We start from the raw sequence: 18,661 nt of genomic DNA, 5'->3' as shown, positions 1-18,661 counted from the left end.
ATTCGCCCGCGGACGGAGGGAACGTGGCGGACACCACACCAGGTCAGGGCAACGGCGCCGAGCGGATCCGGGAGAACACCAGAGTGCAGGACACCCCGCGGACCCGACGGGGGCTGCTCTCGGTGACGGCGGCGGCCGGTCTCGGTCTGCTCACCGGATGCGGCGAGCAGAACACCGACTGGGCCAAACCCGCCAGGAGCCCCACGCCCTCCAAGGGCCGCGAGACCTCCGCCGCGGGGTCGGACAACAGGGCCTCGCCGTCGCCGAAGCCGACTCCGACCAAGCGGCGGCCCGAACTCCCCCGCGGCGGCCGGGATCTGTCCCGGTACCGCCTGGTGGGGTACTGCGGGCTGCCCGGCGCCGCCGCACTCGGCCGGCTCGGTACCGGTGATCTGAACCAGCGGGTCAAGGAGATCGAGAAGACCGCGCGCGACTACGCCGCGGACCGGGAGCCGCTGCCGGTCCTCGAACTGCTCGCGACCGTGACCAACAGCTCCGCGGGGTCGGACGGCACCTATCGCACCCGGGTCCCGGACGACACCATCCGCCGCTTCCACAAGGCGGCCCGAAGCCATGACGCGATGCTGCTGCTCAACATCCAGCCCGGCCGGGCAGCGGCGCTGGACGAGGTCAAGGCGCTGCGCAAGTGGCTCGTCGAGCCCGATGTGGGCGTAGCGCTGGACCCCGAATGGGACATGGGCCCGGGAGAGGTGCCGGGCGACACCTACGGCCACACCAGCGGGCAGGAGCTGACCGACGTGGCGCGCTACCTGTCCGGGATCGTGGCGGAACACGATCTGCCGGAGAAGCCGCTCGTCTTCCACCAGGTGGCGGTGTCGGTGGTCCGCGACCAGTCCGCGCTGCGCCAGCAGCCCGGCGTCGTCATGATCAAGAGCGCGGACGGCATCGGCTCGCCGGGCATGAAGCGGGACACCTGGCGGCAGCTGGTCAAGGACCAACCGGAGGGGTTGCGCACCGGGTTCAAGCTCTTCTACGAGGAGGACGCCGAGGTCAGCCGGATGATGACCCCGAAGGAGGTGCTGGCCCTGCGGCCGCGGCCGGAGTACGTCATGTTCGAGTGACACGCAAAGCGACAGTGGCAGGCATGAGGCCGCCCCCGGTCCGTGAATCCGACGGGACCGGGGGCGGCCTCATGACACCTGACAGCGGCGGTATCAGGTCCGTGGCGCGGTGGCGACGGTGACCGGCTGGTGGTCGGCGCGATCGTCCGCACCGGGCCGGGTGAAGCGCATCAGGATGCAGGCGCCCGCGTACAGCACCGCCACTACGAGCAGCAGGGCCTGGTAGCCGGTGACCAGCGCGAGATATTCGAGGGTGCCGCCGACCAGCGAGCCGAGCAGGTTGGCGCCGAAGGCCGCCGTGGGGTCGGAGGCCACGGCCAGCCGGTCGGAGAAGATGAGGTTGGCGCAGAAGATGGGCGCGAAGGCCAGCGCGATCGCGGCGGCGAGGCGCCCCGCGAAGGGCAGTCCGAGCACCAGATGGGCGGGGATCAGCCAGGAGACGGCCAGCGAGGCGAACAGCAGGAGCTGCAGCACCACCTGGTTGAGCCTGCGGATCCGCCGCCGTACCTCGACCGCACACAGGACGGCCAGCAGCACACCGGCGAAGACCATGGCGTTGACCAGCCAGGTGGTGCCGAAGTACAGCGCGAAGCCGATCACGTTCTTGGTTTCGAGCAGCATGAAGGCGGCACCGAGCAGGAACATGTCGGCGTAAACGAAGGTCCGCCGCAGCCGTACGCCCGTCAGCCGCACCGACGCCAGGGTCACCAGCAGGATCGCGCCCAGCACACCGAGGTAGAGGGTGGGAATGGTGCGGTGCAGCAGATACGGGAACGGGTGGTCGTCGCTCGCGGCCTTCGGCACCGGTCCTGACGCCTTCCACGTGGCACCGCAGGACTGGGCGGCCGGGGTGGTGCCCGCGACGAGGACCGCGGCCTTCTTGTTGCCGTAGTGGGTGATGCAGGGGGCGTGTCCGAAGACGGAGGTGAGGGTGCCGGCGAAGCGGTCGATGAGCCAGTTCTGCCGGTAGTAGTTGTACATGGCGAACGCTCCGCCGGGGGCCAGATGGCGATGGGCCGCCTCGAACGCCTGCCGGGTGAAGAGATAGCTCTCCAGGCGCAGGTTGCTGGCCCCGGACACCAGGGTCAGGGAGTCCGGCAGCGCGAGGACGATCAGGTCGTAGCGGGCGTCGGTCTGCTCCAGGAAGGCCCGCCCGTCGTTGATGTGGACGTGCACCCGGGGGTTGTCGTACGGCCGGGCCGGGTGGAGGGAGGCGCCGATCTCCTGAAGCCTCGGGTCGATCTCCACGGCGTCCACGCGCCGGGCCTTGTGGGCGAGGGCGAGGGCGACGTCGTTGCCGTTGCCCGCGCCGATGACCAGCACCCGGCGGTGGGAGTTGCGCGGGGTCTCCCGGTAGGGCCGCTCGTACGGTGAACCGGGCTTCGTCAGCGCCTTCAGCGGGGCGATGGACTGATGGGGAACACCGTTGGCGGCGATGTTCCAGTCGCGGGCGGCCGAAGCGGACTTCTTGACCTCGATCTTGTAGTACGGCGACCAGGAGATGCCGTTCGCCGCCGACTCCAGGGCCAGCACCGCCACCATCATGGCCAGCGGAATCGTGTACCGGATGGTGTTGCGCCGCCCGCCCAGCACCAGCATCGCCAGCGCCGCGAGCACACCCCACACCACCGACGGGGCGCGCAGCCAGGACAGCAGCGCGAAGGACACCGAGCCGGTGAGGGAGCCGAGCAGGTCGAAGCGGTACGCCTCCAGCGACGGCAGCCGCCGGAACTGGTCGGCAGTGATCTTGCCGATCGCCGCCATGATGAGCGCGGTCAGCCCGAAGAGCACGGGCAGGGTGACCCACTGCGGCAGGCCGGTGGTCTTCACGGCGGTGAAATAGATGACCTCGCCGCTGGTCTGCCGCACCTGGACGGGAAACTCCCGGACCAGGACGACGAGGATGGCCAGCGGGACGGGCGCCCAGCGGGCGAGCCACTGCCCGCGACCTGCGGGAAGGAGGAATCCGAGGCCGATTCCGAGGAACGAGCCCAGGAGGATGAAGTTCGAGAAATAGCTCAGATGGACGATATTGGCGCCGGTCCACCGGATCAGCGCCAGCTCGACGAAGAGCATGGTGGCGCTGGCCAGCAGCAGCCTCGCGCGCACGTTTTGCGGTCCAGGGCTGTGCTCCATGTCGGCCCACGCTGTCATCCGAGGCGGGACAGGTCGAGCACCAGCAGGGCGGTCCGACCGCCCCCGGAGCACATCTCACCTGATGGGCCCAATCGCTCGGGGAGGGCAGCGGCAGCGCTGTTGCGGGCCCGGTGTCGGGAGCGAAAATGGTGGTGCTTGTCCCTGTTGTGCTTGTCTCCGGAGAGAAGGTGCACATCATGCCCAGGGGATCGAGCCCGAAGCGGGAGAGACAGTACGAACACATCAAGGAGAGCGCGGAGCAGCGCGGCGCGAGCGGGCGCCGGGCCGAGGAGATTGCCGCGCGGACGGTGAACAAGGAGCGCGCCCGCTCCGGGGAGGCCCGCACCGCGAGCCGCGTCTCCACCGAGGACATGTCGCCCTCGCGGCGCGGTGGCAAGCGGTCGCACACCGGGGCGCAGGGCCCCACGCGGGACCAGCTCTACGCCGAGGCCAAGCGCCGCAAGATCGAGGGGCGCTCCCATATGAACAAGTCCCAGCTGAAGAAGGCCCTGGGGAAGTAGGCCAGGACCACGGGAACACTGACCCCCGCGTCCCGCGGGGGTCAGTGCCCTACCCCCTCACACGACCGGCCCATGCGTGTACGCCGTTGGAGTCGGTCGACGCGCCCGGCCCGCGGATCGCGGCGGACCATCGAAGCCAGTGCCCCTGTCCGCCCCACTCCTCCAGGGAGCCACGACCATGCCGCTGTACTTCGCCGACTCGTCCGAATCACTGGTCCCCGACGGGCACGCCGGTTTCGCCACCGCCCACGCCGCCCTCGTCGAGCACCACCCCGGCCACGGGTACTTCCGCGCCCGTGGCACCTCGCCCGGCCGCCGGGTCGGGCTGGTCTCCGGTGGCGGCTCCGGCCATGAACCGCTGCACGCCGGATTCGTCGGCGCCGGGATGCTGGACGCCGCCTGCCCCGGCCGGATCTTCGCCTCGCCGCACAACCGGCAGATCTTCGAGGCCAGTCGCGCCGTCGCCGGGGACGACGGCGTACTGCACCTGGTCAAGAACTACACCGGCGACCGCATCAACTTCGGCATCGCCGCCGAACGCCTCCACCACGAGGGCATCCGCTGCGAGCGGGTACTGATCGACGACGACCTCGCCACCGACTCCGACGAGATCGCCGTCGGCCGGCGCGGCACCGGCGCCACCCTGATCGTGGAGAAGATCCTCGGCGCCGCCGCCGACGAGGGACGCGGACTGGACGAGCTGGTGGCGCTCGGCGTCGATCTGACCCGCCGTTCCCGCAGCCTCGCCGTCGCGTCCGCCGCGCACACCACCCCCGCCTCCGGGGCCCCGGCCTTCGACCTGCCCGAGGACGTGCTGGAGTTCGGCGTCGGCATCCACGGTGAGCGCGCCGACAAGACCGTGCCGCACGCGCCGCTCAGCAAGTTGGTCGAGACCATGGCGGACCGGCTGCTGGCCGCCCTCCCCCATGGCCCGCGGCTCCGGGTACTCGCGCTGGTCAACGGCCTGGGGTCGGTCACGTCCCTGGAGCTGTACGGGATCCACCACATCCTCGCCAAGGCCCTCGACGCCCGGGGCACCGCCCTCGACCGGTCCCTGACCGGCACCTTCGTCAGCGCCCTCGACATGCGTGGCTTCTCGCTGTCCCTGCTGGCCACCGACGACGAGGTACTGCGGCTGTGGGACGCTCCCGCCCGCACCGCGGCCTGGCCCCTGTGACCCCCGACCGCCGGCCCCTCAAAGCCCCAAGGAGCCCCGCGCCCATGACCGTGAACCCCGCCCCGCGCTCCCTCACCCGCGCCACCGTCACCGCCTGGCTGATGCGCTTCGCCGCCACCGTACGGGCCGTGGAACCCGAGCTGACCGCCCTCGACCAGCAGGCGGGCGACGGTGACTTCGGCGCCAATCTCGCCACCGGCATGGACGGGGTGCGCCGCGCCCTGGACAGTCTGTCCGCCACGCCGACGGTCGGCGAGGACACCGCGGAGGCGCCACTCGCCGCCGCCGCGGGGGTCTTCCTCGACGACGTCGGCGGCACCAGCGGCCCGCTGTTCGGGCTGCTCTTCCAGGAGCTGGCCGACGCGGTCGCCGCGGCCGCCCCCACCCCGCCCGGCACCGGCGAACTGGCCGCCGGGATCGCCGCCGGGACCGCCGCGATCCAGCGGGTGGGCGAGGCCGAGGTCGGCGACAAGACCATGGTCGACGCCCTTCTCCCCGCCGCGAAGGCACTCGCCGACTGCCCGCCGACCGCCGACCCGGCCCGCTCGCTGCGGCTCGCGGCGGTGGCCGCCCACCGTGGCGCGCGGGCCACCGCCTATCTGCGCGCCCGGCGCGGACGGGCCAGCTACACCGGGGAGCACGCGGTCGGCGTCCCCGACCCGGGTGCCCTGGCCGTGGCGCTGCTGTTCGCCTCCGCCGATGGCGAGCTGACCACCGTTAGCAGACTTCCGGAGCACCGGGGTGCCGAATACTGAGCTTTTAGAGATCTTCATCGAACTTCATCGAATGCGGACAGTTCCGCGAATGTGGGGTGTCATTCGCCACTAGCGTGAACGGTCATGAGCGGGGTCACGTCGGGCAGGCGAACAGGGAAACCTCGCTGGCCTCGACCAAAGGTGACCGGGAGAAGCAGTGCACCAGGACACCCCCACCCGTGTGACAACGCCGCAGTCCACAGCGGAACGACCACCACGGGGTGAGGGCGCGGCCCAGGGAAAGGCCCGCGACGCATACTTCGACAACGCGAAGTACCTCACCATCGTGCTGGTGGCCTGCGGCCACGCATGGGAGCCACTCACGTACGGCAGCCGGGCCTCCACGGCCATCTACCTCCTGGTGTACGCGTTCCACATGCCCGCTTTCGCGCTGATATCGGGCTACTTCTCCCGCACCTTCGACATGGCGCCCAGGCGGTTGCAGCGGCTGGTCACCGGGGTGGTCGTGCCCTACGTCGTGTTCGAGGTCGCGTACACCCTCTTCTCCCGCTGGGCCCAGGACAACCCGGACGAGCCGTTCAGTCTGCTCGACCCGTGGTACGTGATGTGGTTCCTGGTCGCGCTGTTCATCTGGCGGATCACCACCCCGCTGTGGCTGGCGCTGCGCCATCCGGTGCCGGTCGCGCTGGCCGTGGCCGCGCTGGGCACGCTCTCCCCCGAGACCGGCGGCGATCTCTCCCTGCAGCGCACCCTGGCGTTCCTGCCGTTCTTCGTGCTCGGGCTCACCCTCCGCCAGGAGCATTTCGCCCGGCTGCGCACCTGGCGGGCGCGGTGGATAGCGTTGCCGGTCGGGATCGTGGCGCTGATCACGGCATACATGGTGGCGCCGTGGTTCAACTCGGAGTGGTTCTACCACCGCAAGAGCGTCGCGGCCCTGGGCGGCGGCGTACCGGAGTGGGCCGGGCTGGTCTCCACGCCCCTCCTGTTCGTGGGGGCGGTGGTGCTGACGGCCTGCTTCCTGGCCTGGGTGCCGGGGCGGCGCACCTGGTTCACGGCGCTCGGTGCGGGGACGATGTACGGCTATCTGCTGCACGGCTTCATCATCAAGTCGGCCCGCTTCGGCGGGTGGTACGACCATCCGTGGCTGCACACCCCGCTCGGTGAGCTGGCGGTGACCGCCGCGGCCGTCGCCATGATCACGGTACTGTGCACGGCGCCGGTGCGGCGGGCCTTGCGCGGGGTGGTGGAGCCGCGCATGGCGTGGGCGTTCCGGCGCACCGGGAATTAGCGGCTCTCCAGCCGCAGGTGCAGTTCGCGCTCCTGGTCACCGGCCATCCGGCCCTCGTCCCGTACGACGAAGGCGCGGGCCAGGACGTCACGCAGCTGTTCCACCTCGCGGGGGCCGCCCTGCAGGTCGGCGGTGAGGGGCGCCGCCAGAGGAGCGGGGGCGGGCTCCTGCCGTGGACCGGCCACGTCGAAGGTCGCGCTCCACACCGTGGGGTGCCCCTCGGCTTCCTCGCGCGGCGAGGCGGCGGATGCCGGGTCGGCGGGGTAGCAGGCGCCGAGGACGCCGAACACGGCGTCGGCGTCCTGCTTGGAGTGTCCGCTGAGGGTCACCACGACCTGCGTGGCGACTTCTTCCGGACTGGCCATCGTGAACACCTTCCTCTTCATCCGGACGGCTCGTCGGGGACCGGCGCTTCTGGGTGCACACCTCCGCTGTGCGGCTTTCCACGGCGACGGGTACCGGGTTCGTCCAGGTCGGGGACGTCTTCCGGGTGGTGGGGCGGAGCCGTGTGGGGTGTTTCGCCGGTGATGTCCAGAGGGTCCTCGCCACCCTGCGCCTGCTGATCGGGCAGATCCCTGGGGATGGCCGGGCCGTTCTCTCCGGGGGCTTCCGGTTGCCGGTCGTCACTCACGATGCGCTCCTCTCTCGTAGGCGGATCCCGTGGGTGGAAAGGGCCACAGGACGCCCGGTACCCCGCACACGGACACCAATGCAGACATTGCCGCTCCGCGTTCCAGCTGTGAGGCCCATCACCGCTGAGGTCGCGGGATTGGTCTGAACACAACCAGCGGCCCATCCGTATCAACTGCCGTAGCGAACCCGTCCCCTGCGTACGACCCCGTGCGCCCCACAGGAGGTCAGAAGTTGAGCCGGAGTCACAAGCGCGCCCCCAAGACAAAGATCATCATTGGGGCCGCCGCGGCCGCCGCCGTCGTGGGTGCCGCCATTGTTCTGCCCAACGCCAATGCCTCGCAGGACAAGAAGTCCGAGGCCCTCGACGCCAAGCCCAAGGCGTTCAACTCCTCGTCCGCCTCGGACGCGATCGCGCAGCTCGCGTCGAGTCTGGGCGAGGCGTTCGGCGGTGCCTGGTACGACAAGGACCAGCAGCAGGTCATCGTCAATGTCATCGGCGACAACAACAACGTCGATGTCGCCGCGGTCAAGAGCGCCGGGGCCGTCGCGAAGAGCGCCAAGAACAGCATGAAGTCGCTGAAGGCGGCCGAGTCGACGCTCAAGAAGAAGGCCACGATGGCGGGCACCGCCTGGGCCATCAACCCCAAGACCAACAAGCTCCAGGTCACGGCGGACAGCACCGTCAAGGGTGCGAAGTGGGACACCCTCACGTCCACCGTGAAGTCCCTGGGTGCGGGCATGGCCGACGTCAAGCGGTCCGCGGGCACGTTCAAGACCTTCGCCGAGGGCGGTGACGCCATCTTCGGCGGCGGTTCGCGCTGCTCCCTCGGCTTCAACGTCACCACCGACAGTGGCGACCCCGGCTTCCTGACCGCCGGCCACTGCGGTGTCGCGGCCAAGGAGTGGTCGGAGACCCAGGACGGCGCCCCGGTCGCCACGGTCAAGGACGCCACCTTCCCGGGCACCGGTGACTTCGCGCTCGCCACGTACGACGACACCGCCACCAAGGCCCCGAGCACCGTCAACACCGGCGGCGGCAAGACGGTGAACATCACCGAGGCGGCCGAGGCGTCGGTGGGCCAGGAGGTGCAGCGCATGGGCAGCACCACCGGGCTGAACGGCGGTTCGGTCACCGGCCTGAACGCGACCGTCAACTACGCGGAGGGCTCGGTCAGCGGGCTCATCCAGACCGACGTCTGCGCCGAGCCCGGCGACAGCGGCGGCTCCCTCTTCACCGACGACGGCAAGGCCATCGGTCTGACCTCCGGCGGCAGTGGCGACTGCACCGCGGGCGGTGAGACGTTCTTCCAGCCGGTGACCACCGCGCTGGAGGCGGTCGGCGCCAAGATCGGTGATGCCGCCGGTGGCGGTGCGGCCCAGTAAAACCATGCCGTCGGGCAGCTGCCCCTCAACGCCCGGGTGTCCCGCGCCGTTACCGCGGGACACCCGGGCGGGGGCGTTTGCAGCCCCGTCACAGTGTGTCAGGTCGCTCCAGATTATGGCAGGTCAGCGCGGCAGGGCCGGGCGCACCCGCTCCAGGGTGATCGGCAGGTCCCGCACCCGCACCCCCGTCGCGTGATGGACGGCGTTGGCGATGGCCGCGGCCGTCCCGACGATGCCCACTTCCCCGATCCCCTTGGCGCCGATCGGGCTGAGCTGGTCGTCCTCCTCCTCGATCCAGTGCGCCTCGACATCGCGTACATCGGCGTGCGCGGCCACGTGGTAGGTGGCGAGGTCATGGTTGGCGAAGTCGCCGAAGTTCGGGTCGAGTTCGAGGTTTTCGTACAGCGCCGTCGACAGCCCCATGCACATGCCGCCGCGCAGCTGCGAACGGGCCGTACGGGCGTTGATGATGCGCCCGGCGGCAAACATCCCCAGCAGCCGGTCGACCCGCACCTGCCCGGTGTCCGCGTCCACCCGCACCTCGGCGAACTGGGCGCCGAAGGCGTGGCGCGCGAGGTCCTTCCGGGCCCGGACGTCCTCGGTGGTGTCCGCGTGGGCCTCCAGCCCGCCGGGCGGTACCTGGCCCGCCGCCTCGTCGAGCCGCTTGGCCAGCACCCGGCACACCTTGCTCACCGCCCACCCCCATGAGCTGGTGCCCATGGAGCCGCCCGCGAAGGGGGCCGAGCCGTAGACGCTGCGGCCGATCTCCAGGGTGACCCGGTCCAGCGCCACGCCCAGTTCGTCCGCGGCCACCTGGGTCAGCGCGGTACGGGCCCCGGTGCCGATGTCGACGGCGGCGATCGTCACGGTGAAGCGCCCGTCGGGCTCCGCGCGGGCGGTCGCGGAGGCCGGCCAGGTGATGGCGGGAAAAGTGGCCGACGCCACGCCGGTGCCCACCAGCCAGCGCCCCTCGCGGCGGCGGCCGGGGCGGGGGTCGCGCCCCGCCCAGCCGAACCGGGCCGCTCCCTCGCGCAGGCAGGCGACCAGATTGCGGCTGCTGAAGGGGTTCCCCGACTCGGGGTCCACGGACGGTTCGTTGACGATCCTCAGCTCGATGGGGTCCATGTCGAGCGCGTACGCCAGCTCGTCCATCGCGCTCTCCAGCGCGAACATCCCCGGGGCCTCGCCCGGCGCCCGCATCCACGACGGCGTGGGCACATCGAGCTGCGCCAGGCGGTGGATGGTGCGGCGGTGGGGCGCCGCGTACATCATCCGGGTGGGGACGACGGTCTGCTCGCAGTACGGGCTGAGCCGGGAGCTCTGCTGGAGGGCGTTGTGCGAGATCGCGGTGAGCCGGCCGTCGCGCTCGGCCCCCAGCCGGATCCGCTGCACGGTGGGGGTCCGGTACGAGACCATGGTGAACATCTGCTGCCGGGTCGCCGCCACCTTCACCGGGCGGCCGACGGCGCGCGCGGCCAGCGCGGCGAGCACCGTGGGCGGGCGGGGCAGGGCCTTGGAGCCGAAGCCGCCGCCCACATGGTCCGCCACGATCCGTACGGCGTCCTCGGGGAGCCCGAACAGGGCGGCGAGGGCGGCTGCCGACATCCAGGGCCCCTGGTCGCCGTTGTAGAGGGTCAGCGTGTCGCCCTCCCAGACCGCGAGGGCGGCGTGCGGCTCCATCGAGCAGGTGTGCTCGGGCGGTGTGGTGTACGTGGCGTCGATGGTGACCGGCGCCGTGGCCAGGGCGGTGTCCACGTCGCCGGTCTCCATCCGGCCCGGGTAGCCGGCGTTGACCGTCTCGGGGACGAAGATGTGCGGATCGCCGTCGCGCAGCTCTACGTCGTACGGCTCCTCCTGGTAGACGACGCGCACCGCGGCCGCGGCCTGCCGCGCCGTCTCGTAGGTGTCCGCGACCACGGCCGCCACGATCTGCCCGCGGTAGGCGACCTCGGCGGACTGCAGGACCAACAGCTCCGGGTCGTCGGCCGGGCGCAGCCGCGGCACACTGCCGCTGTCCAGGACGGCCACGACCCCGGGGAGGGCCAGTGCGGCGCCCGCGTCGACGGAGCGCACCCGGCCGCGGGCGATGGTGGACTGCACGGCCACGCCGTACAGGGCGTCCGGTACCGGGTATTCGTACGCGTAGAGCGCGGTGCCGGTGACCTTGTCGCGCCCTTCGACACGGGTCACCGCCGCGCCCACGCTCCGTTCGAGTGTGGTCATCGCCCCTCCCCTGCCACGAGTTCGCGCACCGTTGCCGTGATGAGGTCCACGGCGAGGCCGACCTTGAAGGCGTTGTCCGGCAGCGGGCGGGCCGAGGCCAATTCGGCCAGGGCCGCGGTCCGCAGCGCGTCCTCGGTCGGCCGCTGCCCGGTCAGCAGCTGCTCGGCCTTCCGCGCGCGCCACGGCTTGGGCGCCACCCCGCCGAGCGCGAGCCGGATCTCCTTCAGCGCTCCCCCGCCGTCGGTGACGGCCACGGCGGCCAGGGACACCACGGCGAACGCGTACGACCAGCGGTCGCGCACCTTGCGGTAGATCATGGCGCCGGGCGGGGGCGGTGGCAGCTCGACGCCGGTGATGAGGTCGCCGGGCTGGAGCACCGTCTCCCGGTGCGGGGTGTCGCCGGGCAGCAGGTAGAAGTCGGCGAGCGGCACGGTGCGGGGGCTGCCGTCGACGCGCCGCAGATGGACGACGGCGTCGAGCGCGGCCAGGGCCACCGCCATGTCGGAGGGGTTGGTGGCCACGCAGGCGTCGGAGGTGCCGATCACGGCGAGGTCGCGGTGGCTGCCGTGGATGGCCGAACACCCCGTGCCCGGGGCTCGCTTGTTGCAGGGCTTGGTGACGTCCTGGAAGTACACGCAGCGGGTGCGCTGCAGCAGGTTGCCGCCGGTGGTCGCGCGGGTCCGCAGCTGTCCGGAGGCCCCCGCGAGCAGCGCCTGCGCGAGGGCGGGGAAGCGTGTCCGGATGCCACGGTCGCCGGAGAGTTCGCTGCCCGGCACCAGGGCCCCGATGAGCACCCCGCCGTCGGCGCGGTGCTCGATGCGGTCGTATGGCAGTCCGGTGATGTCGACGACCATGGCGGGCTCGGTGACGCCGAGCTTCATCAGGTCGACCAGGTTGGTTCCCCCGGCCAGGTACACCGCCTCGGTGGAGTCCGCGACGAGGGAGGCGGCGGCCTCGGGGCGGGTGGCGCGTTCGTACGCGAAGGGTTTCATCGCACACCGCCCCGGACCGGCGCGCGCCGGCCGTCCGCCCCGGCGGCCTCGCGGATGGCGTCCACGATGCCCCGGTAGGCCCCGCAGCGGCACAGGTTGCCGCTCATCCGCTCCCGGATCTCGTCGTCGTCCAGGGCGTCGGGCGCGCGGACGCCTGCGGCCATGTCCTCGGTGGCGTGGCTGGGCCAGCCGCGGGCCGCCTCGCCGAGCGCGCCGATGGCCGAGCAGATCTGGCCCGGGGTGCAGTAGCCGCACTGGAAGCCGTCGTGTTCCAGGAACGCCCGCTGGAGCGGGTGCAGATCGTCCGTGGGGTCGAGGTCCGCGACGCCCTCGATGGTGGTGATGTCATGGCCGGCCGCGGTCACGGCGAACACCAGGCAGCTGTTCACCCGTTCGCCGTCGATCAGGACGGTGCAGGTGCCGCACTGGCCGTGGTCGCAGCCCTTCTTGGTGCCGGTCAGCGCGAGGTGTTCGCGCAGGGCGTCCAGGAGGGTCACCCGGTTGTCGAGGGTGAGGGGCCGGTCGGCGCCGTTGACACGCAGCGTGAGATCGGTGTGAAACCTCTGAGCTGTCACAACCCTCACCATGGCACCGGGTTCAGGGCCCCGCATCTTCACCGGGGGGCGCGGGCGGGGGCAGCCGCAGATGGGCGAGGTCGTCGGGGACCGGGCTGCGGGGCCGGTAGAACGGCGGGGCCTCATCGGCGGCGGGCGAGTCGGCGAGCCGGAAGCGGTCGCGCAGCCGGTGGTAGAACTCGGTGGGCCGCAGCCGGACCAGCCGCAGCCGGGCCGGGGCCCGGTACGCCGCCACCCAGTCGCCCGGCTCCAGCACCCCCCGCAGCTGCCCGTCGATGGAGACGGCCACCCGCCCGGAGTGCGGCAGCACCCGGATCGCGACGGCCTCGTCCACCGCGGCCACCACGGTGCGGTCGAAGGCGATGTGCGGGGCGACGGGGGTGAAGACGACGGCGTCCATGTGCGGGGAGACGACCGGGCCGCCCGCGGCGAAGCTGTAGGCGGTGGAGCCGGTGGGGGTGGCCACGATGATGGCGTCGGCCGAGTACGAGGCGAGCAACTGCCCGGCCACATAGACCGCCAGTCCGGCCTGGCGGTCGCGGGCCAGCTTCTCGAACACGACGTCGTTGAGGGCGGTGACGTCCAGGGCGACGCCCCAGCCGACCTCCTCGGGGCTGCCGGGCCGGATCTTCGGCGCGGGCAGCACCGGCCCGCGTCCGTACCGCAGCAGCGCGTCCATCCCGGCGGGCATGTCCAGCGGCCGCGACGCCCGCAGCGTGAGCATCATGCGCTCCTCGACCGTGGCACGGCCCGCCTGCACGGCGTCCAGGGCACGACGTACGTCGTCGGGGCTGATCTCGGTGAGGAAGCCGACCCGGCCCACGTTCACCCCCAGCGCGGCGGCACCGTCCCTGGCGGCGATCCGGGCCCCGCGCAGGAACGTGCCGTCACCGCCGAAGGTGACGATCAGGTCGGGATACCCGGCCGCCGCGCACTCCTCCTGCGCGCTGCGCCGCGGATGCTCCCCGCGCCATACGTCGATCTCGGTGCAGGAGATGTCCCGCGCGGCGGCCCAGGAGTGCGCGGCACGGGCCGCCGCGACGGCGGCGGGGCGGGCCTGGTGGACGACCAGACCGAGCCGGTTGACAGGCATCCTCCTCCCCACGGTAGAGCGCCCCGGCGCACCGCGCCCGGCCACGGGCGGATCACGGGGCTGATCGCGGCTGATCTAGGCTGGCGGGACGACGGACCTGCGGGGGAGCCGGCGAGTCTCATCGATTCAGGGAGGACGCAAGCGATGACGAGTCCGAACCGTACCGCGCTGGTCGAGGAGCTGATGGGGCGCTTCCCGCAGGTGCCGCCGGAGGCGGTGATCAAGGAGGACCTGCTGCGCGGCGGCATGGCCTTCGACGACTCCGCGCTCAGCGGCGGCGACGACGGGGACGTCAAGCCGAAGTCGTACTTCATCTTCTCCTTCGACCACCGCACCCTTCCCGAGCTGGGCGCGGCCGCGCTCAACCGGCCACCGGAGGAGATCGTGCTCACCGGCGGGCCGTACGGGCTGCGGCGCACCGTGGTGTCGGTGCGCGTCAACCCGGACTCGCCGTACGTGGTGCGGGCCGGGGAGGACGGGGCGCTGGCGCTGTATCTGGACGGGGCGCGGATCGCGGATGTCGGGCTGCCGCCGATGCCGGACTACTACCGGCACACGCTGTCGAACGGCAAGTCGGTGATGGAGGTCGCCCCGACCATCCAGTGGGGCTACCTGGTGTATCTGACGGTGTTCCGGGTGTGCCAGTACTTCGGCGCCAAGGAGGAGTGCGGGTACTGCGACATCAACCACAACTGGCGCCAGCACAAGGCGGCGGGCCGCCCGTACACCGGGGTCAAGCCGGTCGAGGAGGTGCTGGAGGCGCTGGAGATCATCGACCGGCACGACACCGCCGGCGCCTCGAAGGCGTACACCCTCACCGGCGGCTCGATCACCTCGCACGTCGGCGGCCGTGACGAGGCCGACTTCTACGGCCACTACGCGAAGGCCATCGAGGAGCGCTTCCCGGGCCGCTGGATCGGCAAGGTGGTGGCGCAGGCGCTGCCGCGCGACGACGTCCAGCGCTTCCACGACTACGGCATCAGCATCTACCACCCCAACTTCGAGGTGTGGGACCGGCGGCTGTTCGAGCTGTACTGCCCGGGCAAGGAGCGCTACGTCGGCCGGGACGAGTGGCACCGGCGGATCCTGGACTCGACCGAGGTGTTCGGCGCGCGCAATGTGATCCCCAACTTCGTGGCGGGCGTGGAGATGGCCGAGCCGTTCGGTTTCACCAGCGTGGACGAGGCCATCGACTCGACCGCCGAGGGACTGCGGTTCTTCATGTCGAACGGCGTCGTCCCCCGGTTCACCACGTGGTGTCCGGAACCGACCACACCGCTCGGCAAGGCCAATCCGCAGGGCGCGCCGCTGGAATACCACATCCGGCTGCTCCAGACCTATCGGGCGACGCTGGAGGAGTACGGGCTGACCTCACCCCCGGGGTACGGCCCGGCCGGGCCCGGGCGGGCGGTGTTCTCGGTCAGCTCGTTCATGGACAGCCTGTCGGCCGACGAGCCCGTGGCCGCGGCGGCGGAGTGAGCCACCGCGTCCGCGCGGCGGTCATCCCCGCCGCGCGGCTGGAGCTGCGGCCGCTGCTGCCCGAACACGCGCCGGAGATGGCCGAGGTGCTGTCCGACCCGGCCCTGCACACCTTCACCGGCGGCGCCCCCTTGGCGCCCGCGGCCCTGCGCGCCCGCTACGAGCGCCTGCACGCGGGATCGCCGGACCCGGAGGTGGTCTGGTGCAACTGGGTGCTCCACGCGTCTGCCGAGCGGTGCCTGGTGGGTACGGTCCAGGCCACGCTCGGCGGCCCCGCGGCCGACCGCACCGCCGAGGTCGCCTGGGTGGTGGGCACGCCGTGGCAGGGCCGGGGTTACGCCACGGAGGCGGCCCGGGCCCTGGTGGGGTGGCTCGCGGCCCGTTCCGTAAGCCAGGTCATCGCGCACATCCACCCCCGTCACCGGGCCTCGGCGGCCGTCGCCCGAGCCGCCGGGCTCGCGCCCACCGGCCACTGGCAGGACGGCGAGGTCCGGTGGCGGGCGGTCGTGGCGGGCGGTGGGCCGTCTCACGAGCCGTGAGGAATCCGCGCGGTGCTCAGCCGACGTGGATGTGGGGGCGGCGGGTGCGGTCGGGTTCCGCCTCGCGGAGGACCTCGCGGGTGACGGGGGCCACCTCGCCCTGACCGAAGAGGAAGAAGCGGAGGAAGTGGGCGAGGGGGTTGCCCTCGGTCCACTCGAAGTGGATGTGCGGCCGCTGACCGGCCTCGTCGCGCACCGCCAGCAGCATGGCGGCGAGCGCGTTGGCGACGGTGGCGCTCTCCATGGTGAGCACCCGGTAGCGGTCGTGCATCACCTTTCCGCACACCCGCAGGTCGCTTTCGAACTCGGACGGGTCGGCGACGGTGACCTCGACGAAGATGATGTCGTCCTCGGGGGGGATGTCGTTGTCGGCCCGGACCTCCTGCTCCTTGTCGCGGTATTCGGCCAGGTCACAGCTCTGGGGTTTGTTCGCGATGAAGCGGATCTTGCGGTGGGCGGTGTCGCGGATGAAGCGCCGGGCCATGTCGTCGAAGGTGACCGTACTGACCCGCAGCTCGAAGGCGCGGGCGGCCCGGGACAGCAGGGACACGGCCATGATGCCGCCGATGAAGCAGGCGCCGATCTTGACGCCGTCGGGCCGTTCGACGACGTTGGCGGCCGTGGTGTAGAGGAAGACGACCGCGATGGCCCCGAAGCCGAGGGTCCAGCCGCGCTGCCGGGCGCGCCGTGCGGCGATGGTGACGGCGATGGTGGCGGAGGTGATGAGGACGAGGACACCCGTGGCGTACGCCCCGCCCTGGGCGTCCACGTTGGCCTTGAACAGCCACGTCACCAGGAACGCGATGAGGGTGAACACGAGCACCATCGGACGCACCGCGCGCGCCCAGTGGGGCGCCATGCCGTAGCGCGGGAGGTAGCGGGGCATCAGGTTGAGCAGCCCGGCCATGGCGGAGGCGCCCGCGAACCAGAGGATGGCGATGGTGACGGCGTCGTAGACGCTGCCGAAGGCGGATCCCAGGTACTGGTGGGCGAGGTAGGCCAGGGCGCGCCCGTTGGCCGCACCGCCCGGCTGGAACGCGTGCTGCGGGATCAGCAGGGTGGTGATCAGGCTGGAGGTGATGAGGAAGACACTCATGATCACCGCGGCGGTGGTGAGCAGCTTCCGGGCGCCGTGGATTCGGCCGGTGGGGCGCTCCTCGGTGTCGCCGGGTTTGCCCTCGATGTGCGGCATGACGGCGACGCCGGTCTCGAATCCGGACAGTCCGAGCGCCAGCTTGGGAAAGATCACCAGGGATACGGCGACCATGACCAGCGGGTTGCCGCGCTGGGCGATGAGCGCGGTGGTCCAGTCGGTGATCACATGCGGTGCGGTGAAGACGTGCCACAGCCCCACGGCCACCACGACGGCGCTGAGCAGCAGATAGGCGCCGACCAGGACGACGGCCAGTCCGATGGCCTCGGTGAAGCCCTTGAGGAAGACCGCGCCGAGGAGTCCGACGAGGACGAGGGTGACGGCCACCTCGTGGCCGCGCAGCACGTCGGCGACGTGTGGGTTCTCCACCAGGTGGGCGGTGGCGTCGGCGGCCGAGAGGGTGATGGTGATCAGGAAGTCGGTGGCGGCGAAGCCGAGCAGGGTGAGGACGAAGAGCTTGCCCTTCCAGAAGGTCAGCAGCCGCTCCAGCATCGCGACCGAGCCCTGGCCGTGCGGGCTCTCGGCGGCCACCCGCCGGTAGACGGGCAGCGCGCCCACGAGGGTCACCACCACCAGCACGACCGTGGCCAGCGGGGACAGCAGCCCGGCGGCGAGGGCGGCGATGCCGGGCTGGTAGCCGAGGGTCGAGAAGTAGTCGAGGCCGGTCAGGCACATGACCCGCCACCACGGTCGGCCCCGGTCCGCGCTCTCCGGTTCGGCGTGCGGCCCGGGCTGCCGCTTGGCGATGTCGGTCATGCCCTCCAGCAGCCATGCGCGCAGCCGGTGCCGCGGTCCGCCCTGCCGGGCGGAGAGGTGGCGGGGAGGGCCGGTCACGATGTGCTCCTGTCGGTGTGGCGAAGAGTTTCGGCCATCGTGAGACTGCCTGGCCAGCGTATGCGCAGCGGCCCGCTCGCACCGGTCGGCGGCACCCGGCCGGATGCCGGGGCTCATTCTCAGCGGACTCTCATTTTCGGCACCTACGGTCCGCCCCATGGACACCACCAAGACGGACCAACCGACCGACCGCACAGCGCAGCCCGCAGAAGCCGAAGAAGCAACGGCGGAGGGTGTCCGAAACGCTGTTTCCGACTCCCAGGAATCGCCCACCGAGGCTCCCGCCGAGGAGTCCGCCACGAACCCCGCCGCGGACGCTCTCGACCGGCCCGCGAACGCTCCGGCCACCGCCCCGGCGGCCTCTTCCGGGGTGTTCTCCGGCGCCGCCGCGGTGGTCTCCGCGGGTCTGGGCCTCGCGTCGCTCACCGGCACCTGGCTGGGCACCATGCTGCAGGAGCGTGGGCAGCTGACCGGGCAGATCAAGGCCCAGTCCGGCGGCGCCGCCAACCAGATCGAGGCGGTCTACGGCACGCCGTGGCACACCACGGCCTTCTTCAACGGGCTGTTCGGGCTCGCTGCCGTGGTGATCGCCGCCGTGGTGCTGCTGCGGCAGCGCAGCGCGGCATCGGCCTCGGGCGCCAACTGGGTCACGGCCGTGGCCTGGGGCGCGGTGGCGCTCGGCGTCATCGGCCTGCTGATCGCGGCCGTGATGGGGCTGGACGTGTTCACCCCGATGCCCAAGGTCCCGGCCGGCCCCGGTGGCGCCCCCACCGGCTGATTCGCGCCGACCGCCGAACGGACGACCCGGCACGCCCCGAGGGAGTGGCTCTCCCCGGG

17 protein-coding genes are annotated in these 18,661 nt (G+C 71.7%); 9 read left to right on the top strand and 8 right to left on the bottom strand.

Annotation, left to right across the window (positions count from 1 at the left end):
- The first annotated feature begins 23 nt into the window (after positions 1 to 23).
- On the top strand, positions 24 to 1,082 hold the full coding sequence (locus ACH4SI_RS03560; protein WP_398292048.1) for a hypothetical protein: 1,059 nt from the start codon (positions 24 to 26) through the stop codon (positions 1,080 to 1,082).
- 93 nt (positions 1,083 to 1,175) lie between these two features.
- Here ACH4SI_RS03560 and ACH4SI_RS03555 read toward each other — a convergent pair whose 3' ends face one another.
- On the bottom strand, positions 1,176 to 3,191 hold the full coding sequence (locus ACH4SI_RS03555; protein WP_398292046.1) for a spermidine synthase: 2,016 nt from the start codon (positions 3,189 to 3,191) through the stop codon (positions 1,176 to 1,178).
- Between the two features lie 224 nt (positions 3,192 to 3,415).
- On the opposite strand from ACH4SI_RS03555, the gene ACH4SI_RS03550 reads away from it, so the two are divergent.
- The 4 genes from ACH4SI_RS03550 to ACH4SI_RS03535 all read left to right on the top strand — a co-directional run bounded on the left by ACH4SI_RS03550 (position 3,416) and on the right by ACH4SI_RS03535 (position 6,920).
- On the top strand, positions 3,416 to 3,739 hold the full coding sequence (locus ACH4SI_RS03550; protein WP_398292044.1) for a plasmid stabilization protein: 324 nt from the start codon (positions 3,416 to 3,418) through the stop codon (positions 3,737 to 3,739).
- A 178-nt stretch (positions 3,740 to 3,917) separates the two neighbouring features.
- Positions 3,918 to 4,916 (top strand): dihydroxyacetone kinase subunit DhaK, encoded by a 999-nt coding sequence (locus tag ACH4SI_RS03545; RefSeq protein WP_398292042.1) that lies wholly within the window; start codon positions 3,918 to 3,920, stop codon positions 4,914 to 4,916.
- A 44-nt stretch (positions 4,917 to 4,960) separates the two neighbouring features.
- Entirely contained in the window at positions 4,961 to 5,671 is a 711-nt protein-coding gene (gene dhaL, locus ACH4SI_RS03540) for a dihydroxyacetone kinase subunit DhaL (RefSeq protein WP_398292040.1), read from the top strand.
- Positions 5,672 to 5,852: 181 nt separating this feature from the next.
- Positions 5,853 to 6,920 carry an acyltransferase family protein gene (locus ACH4SI_RS03535; RefSeq protein ID WP_398292038.1) on the top strand — a complete coding sequence of 356 codons (1,068 nt, stop codon included), beginning with the start codon at positions 5,853 to 5,855 and terminating at the stop codon, positions 6,918 to 6,920.
- Here the strand turns inward: ACH4SI_RS03535 and ACH4SI_RS03530 are convergent.
- Positions 6,917 to 7,285, bottom strand: a complete 369-nt coding sequence (locus tag ACH4SI_RS03530; protein ID WP_398292036.1) for a hypothetical protein — start codon at positions 7,283 to 7,285, stop codon at positions 6,917 to 6,919. The genes ACH4SI_RS03535 and ACH4SI_RS03530 overlap by 4 nt on opposite strands.
- Before the next feature lie 17 nt (positions 7,286 to 7,302).
- Complete coding sequence (locus ACH4SI_RS03525; protein WP_398292034.1) at positions 7,303 to 7,551, bottom strand: hypothetical protein; 249 nt, start codon at positions 7,549 to 7,551, stop codon at positions 7,303 to 7,305.
- A gap of 233 nt (positions 7,552 to 7,784) precedes the next feature.
- Here ACH4SI_RS03525 and ACH4SI_RS03520 point away from each other — a divergent pair, with 233 nt between their 5' ends.
- Positions 7,785 to 8,936 carry a S1 family peptidase gene (locus ACH4SI_RS03520; protein ID WP_398292032.1) on the top strand — a complete coding sequence of 384 codons (1,152 nt, stop codon included), beginning with the start codon at positions 7,785 to 7,787 and terminating at the stop codon, positions 8,934 to 8,936.
- A gap of 123 nt (positions 8,937 to 9,059) precedes the next feature.
- On the opposite strand, the gene ACH4SI_RS03515 is transcribed toward ACH4SI_RS03520, so the two are convergent.
- Genes ACH4SI_RS03515 through ACH4SI_RS03500 form a run of 4 tightly spaced genes read right to left on the bottom strand, consistent with a single transcriptional unit; the run spans position 9,060 to position 13,819 of the window.
- Positions 9,060 to 11,159 carry a xanthine dehydrogenase family protein molybdopterin-binding subunit gene (locus ACH4SI_RS03515; RefSeq protein ID WP_398292030.1) on the bottom strand — a complete coding sequence of 700 codons (2,100 nt, stop codon included), beginning with the start codon at positions 11,157 to 11,159 and terminating at the stop codon, positions 9,060 to 9,062.
- Positions 11,156 to 12,151, bottom strand: coding sequence for an FAD binding domain-containing protein (locus ACH4SI_RS03510; RefSeq protein WP_398292028.1), 996 nt, complete (start codon positions 12,149 to 12,151; stop codon positions 11,156 to 11,158). The genes ACH4SI_RS03515 and ACH4SI_RS03510 overlap by 4 nt, the downstream gene beginning before the upstream one ends.
- On the bottom strand, positions 12,148 to 12,762 hold the full coding sequence (locus ACH4SI_RS03505) for a 2Fe-2S iron-sulfur cluster-binding protein (RefSeq protein WP_398292026.1): 615 nt from the start codon (positions 12,760 to 12,762) through the stop codon (positions 12,148 to 12,150). Before ACH4SI_RS03505 ends, ACH4SI_RS03510 begins: the two co-directional genes overlap by 4 nt.
- On the bottom strand, positions 12,749 to 13,819 hold the full coding sequence (locus ACH4SI_RS03500) for an NAD(+)/NADH kinase (RefSeq protein ID WP_398292024.1): 1,071 nt from the start codon (positions 13,817 to 13,819) through the stop codon (positions 12,749 to 12,751). Before ACH4SI_RS03500 ends, ACH4SI_RS03505 begins: the two co-directional genes overlap by 14 nt.
- A gap of 144 nt (positions 13,820 to 13,963) precedes the next feature.
- On the opposite strand from ACH4SI_RS03500, the gene ACH4SI_RS03495 reads away from it, so the two are divergent.
- Positions 13,964 to 15,298, top strand: a complete 1,335-nt coding sequence (locus ACH4SI_RS03495) for a radical SAM protein (RefSeq protein WP_398292022.1) — start codon at positions 13,964 to 13,966, stop codon at positions 15,296 to 15,298.
- Positions 15,295 to 15,837 (top strand): GNAT family N-acetyltransferase, encoded by a 543-nt coding sequence (locus ACH4SI_RS03490; RefSeq protein ID WP_398292019.1) that lies wholly within the window; start codon positions 15,295 to 15,297, stop codon positions 15,835 to 15,837. Before ACH4SI_RS03495 ends, ACH4SI_RS03490 begins: the two co-directional genes overlap by 4 nt.
- Before the next feature lie 16 nt (positions 15,838 to 15,853).
- On the opposite strand, the gene ACH4SI_RS03485 is transcribed toward ACH4SI_RS03490, so the two are convergent.
- On the bottom strand, positions 15,854 to 17,746 hold the full coding sequence (locus ACH4SI_RS03485; RefSeq protein ID WP_398292359.1) for an amino acid transporter: 1,893 nt from the start codon (positions 17,744 to 17,746) through the stop codon (positions 15,854 to 15,856).
- 235 nt (positions 17,747 to 17,981) lie between these two features.
- On the opposite strand from ACH4SI_RS03485, the gene ACH4SI_RS03480 reads away from it, so the two are divergent.
- Positions 17,982 to 18,602 carry a hypothetical protein gene (locus tag ACH4SI_RS03480; protein ID WP_398292017.1) on the top strand — a complete coding sequence of 207 codons (621 nt, stop codon included), beginning with the start codon at positions 17,982 to 17,984 and terminating at the stop codon, positions 18,600 to 18,602.
- The last annotated feature ends 59 nt before the right edge of the window (positions 18,603 to 18,661 follow it).

The sequence above is a fragment of the Streptomyces sp. NPDC021212 genome (assembly GCF_044332925.1).
Taxonomy (GTDB): Bacteria; Actinomycetota; Actinomycetes; order Streptomycetales; family Streptomycetaceae; genus Streptomyces.
The sequence above is the reverse complement of the archived record's forward strand: the minus strand, read 5'-3'. Positions and strand labels throughout refer to the sequence as shown.

Bases quoted from the DNA above. Each gene is read 5' to 3' on its own strand.
- ACH4SI_RS03550 (WP_398292044.1), top strand. From the start codon at position 3,416: ATGCCCAGGGGATCGAGCCCGAAGCGGGAGAGACAGTACGAACACATC.
- ACH4SI_RS03545 (WP_398292042.1), top strand. From the start codon at position 3,918: ATGCCGCTGTACTTCGCCGACTCGTCCGAATCACTGGTCCCCGACGGG.
- dhaL (WP_398292040.1), top strand. From the start codon at position 4,961: ATGACCGTGAACCCCGCCCCGCGCTCCCTCACCCGCGCCACCGTCACC.
- ACH4SI_RS03530 (WP_398292036.1), bottom strand. From the start codon at position 7,285: ATGGCCAGTCCGGAAGAAGTCGCCACGCAGGTCGTGGTGACCCTCAGC.
- ACH4SI_RS03515 (WP_398292030.1), bottom strand. From the start codon at position 11,159: ATGACCACACTCGAACGGAGCGTGGGCGCGGCGGTGACCCGTGTCGAA.
- ACH4SI_RS03510 (WP_398292028.1), bottom strand. From the start codon at position 12,151: ATGAAACCCTTCGCGTACGAACGCGCCACCCGCCCCGAGGCCGCCGCC.
- ACH4SI_RS03505 (WP_398292026.1), bottom strand. From the start codon at position 12,762: ATGCGGGGCCCTGAACCCGGTGCCATGGTGAGGGTTGTGACAGCTCAG.
- ACH4SI_RS03500 (WP_398292024.1), bottom strand. From the start codon at position 13,819: ATGCCTGTCAACCGGCTCGGTCTGGTCGTCCACCAGGCCCGCCCCGCC.
- ACH4SI_RS03495 (WP_398292022.1), top strand. From the start codon at position 13,964: ATGACGAGTCCGAACCGTACCGCGCTGGTCGAGGAGCTGATGGGGCGC.
- ACH4SI_RS03485 (WP_398292359.1), bottom strand. From the start codon at position 17,746: ATGACCGACATCGCCAAGCGGCAGCCCGGGCCGCACGCCGAACCGGAG.
- ACH4SI_RS03480 (WP_398292017.1), top strand. From the start codon at position 17,982: ATGGACACCACCAAGACGGACCAACCGACCGACCGCACAGCGCAGCCC.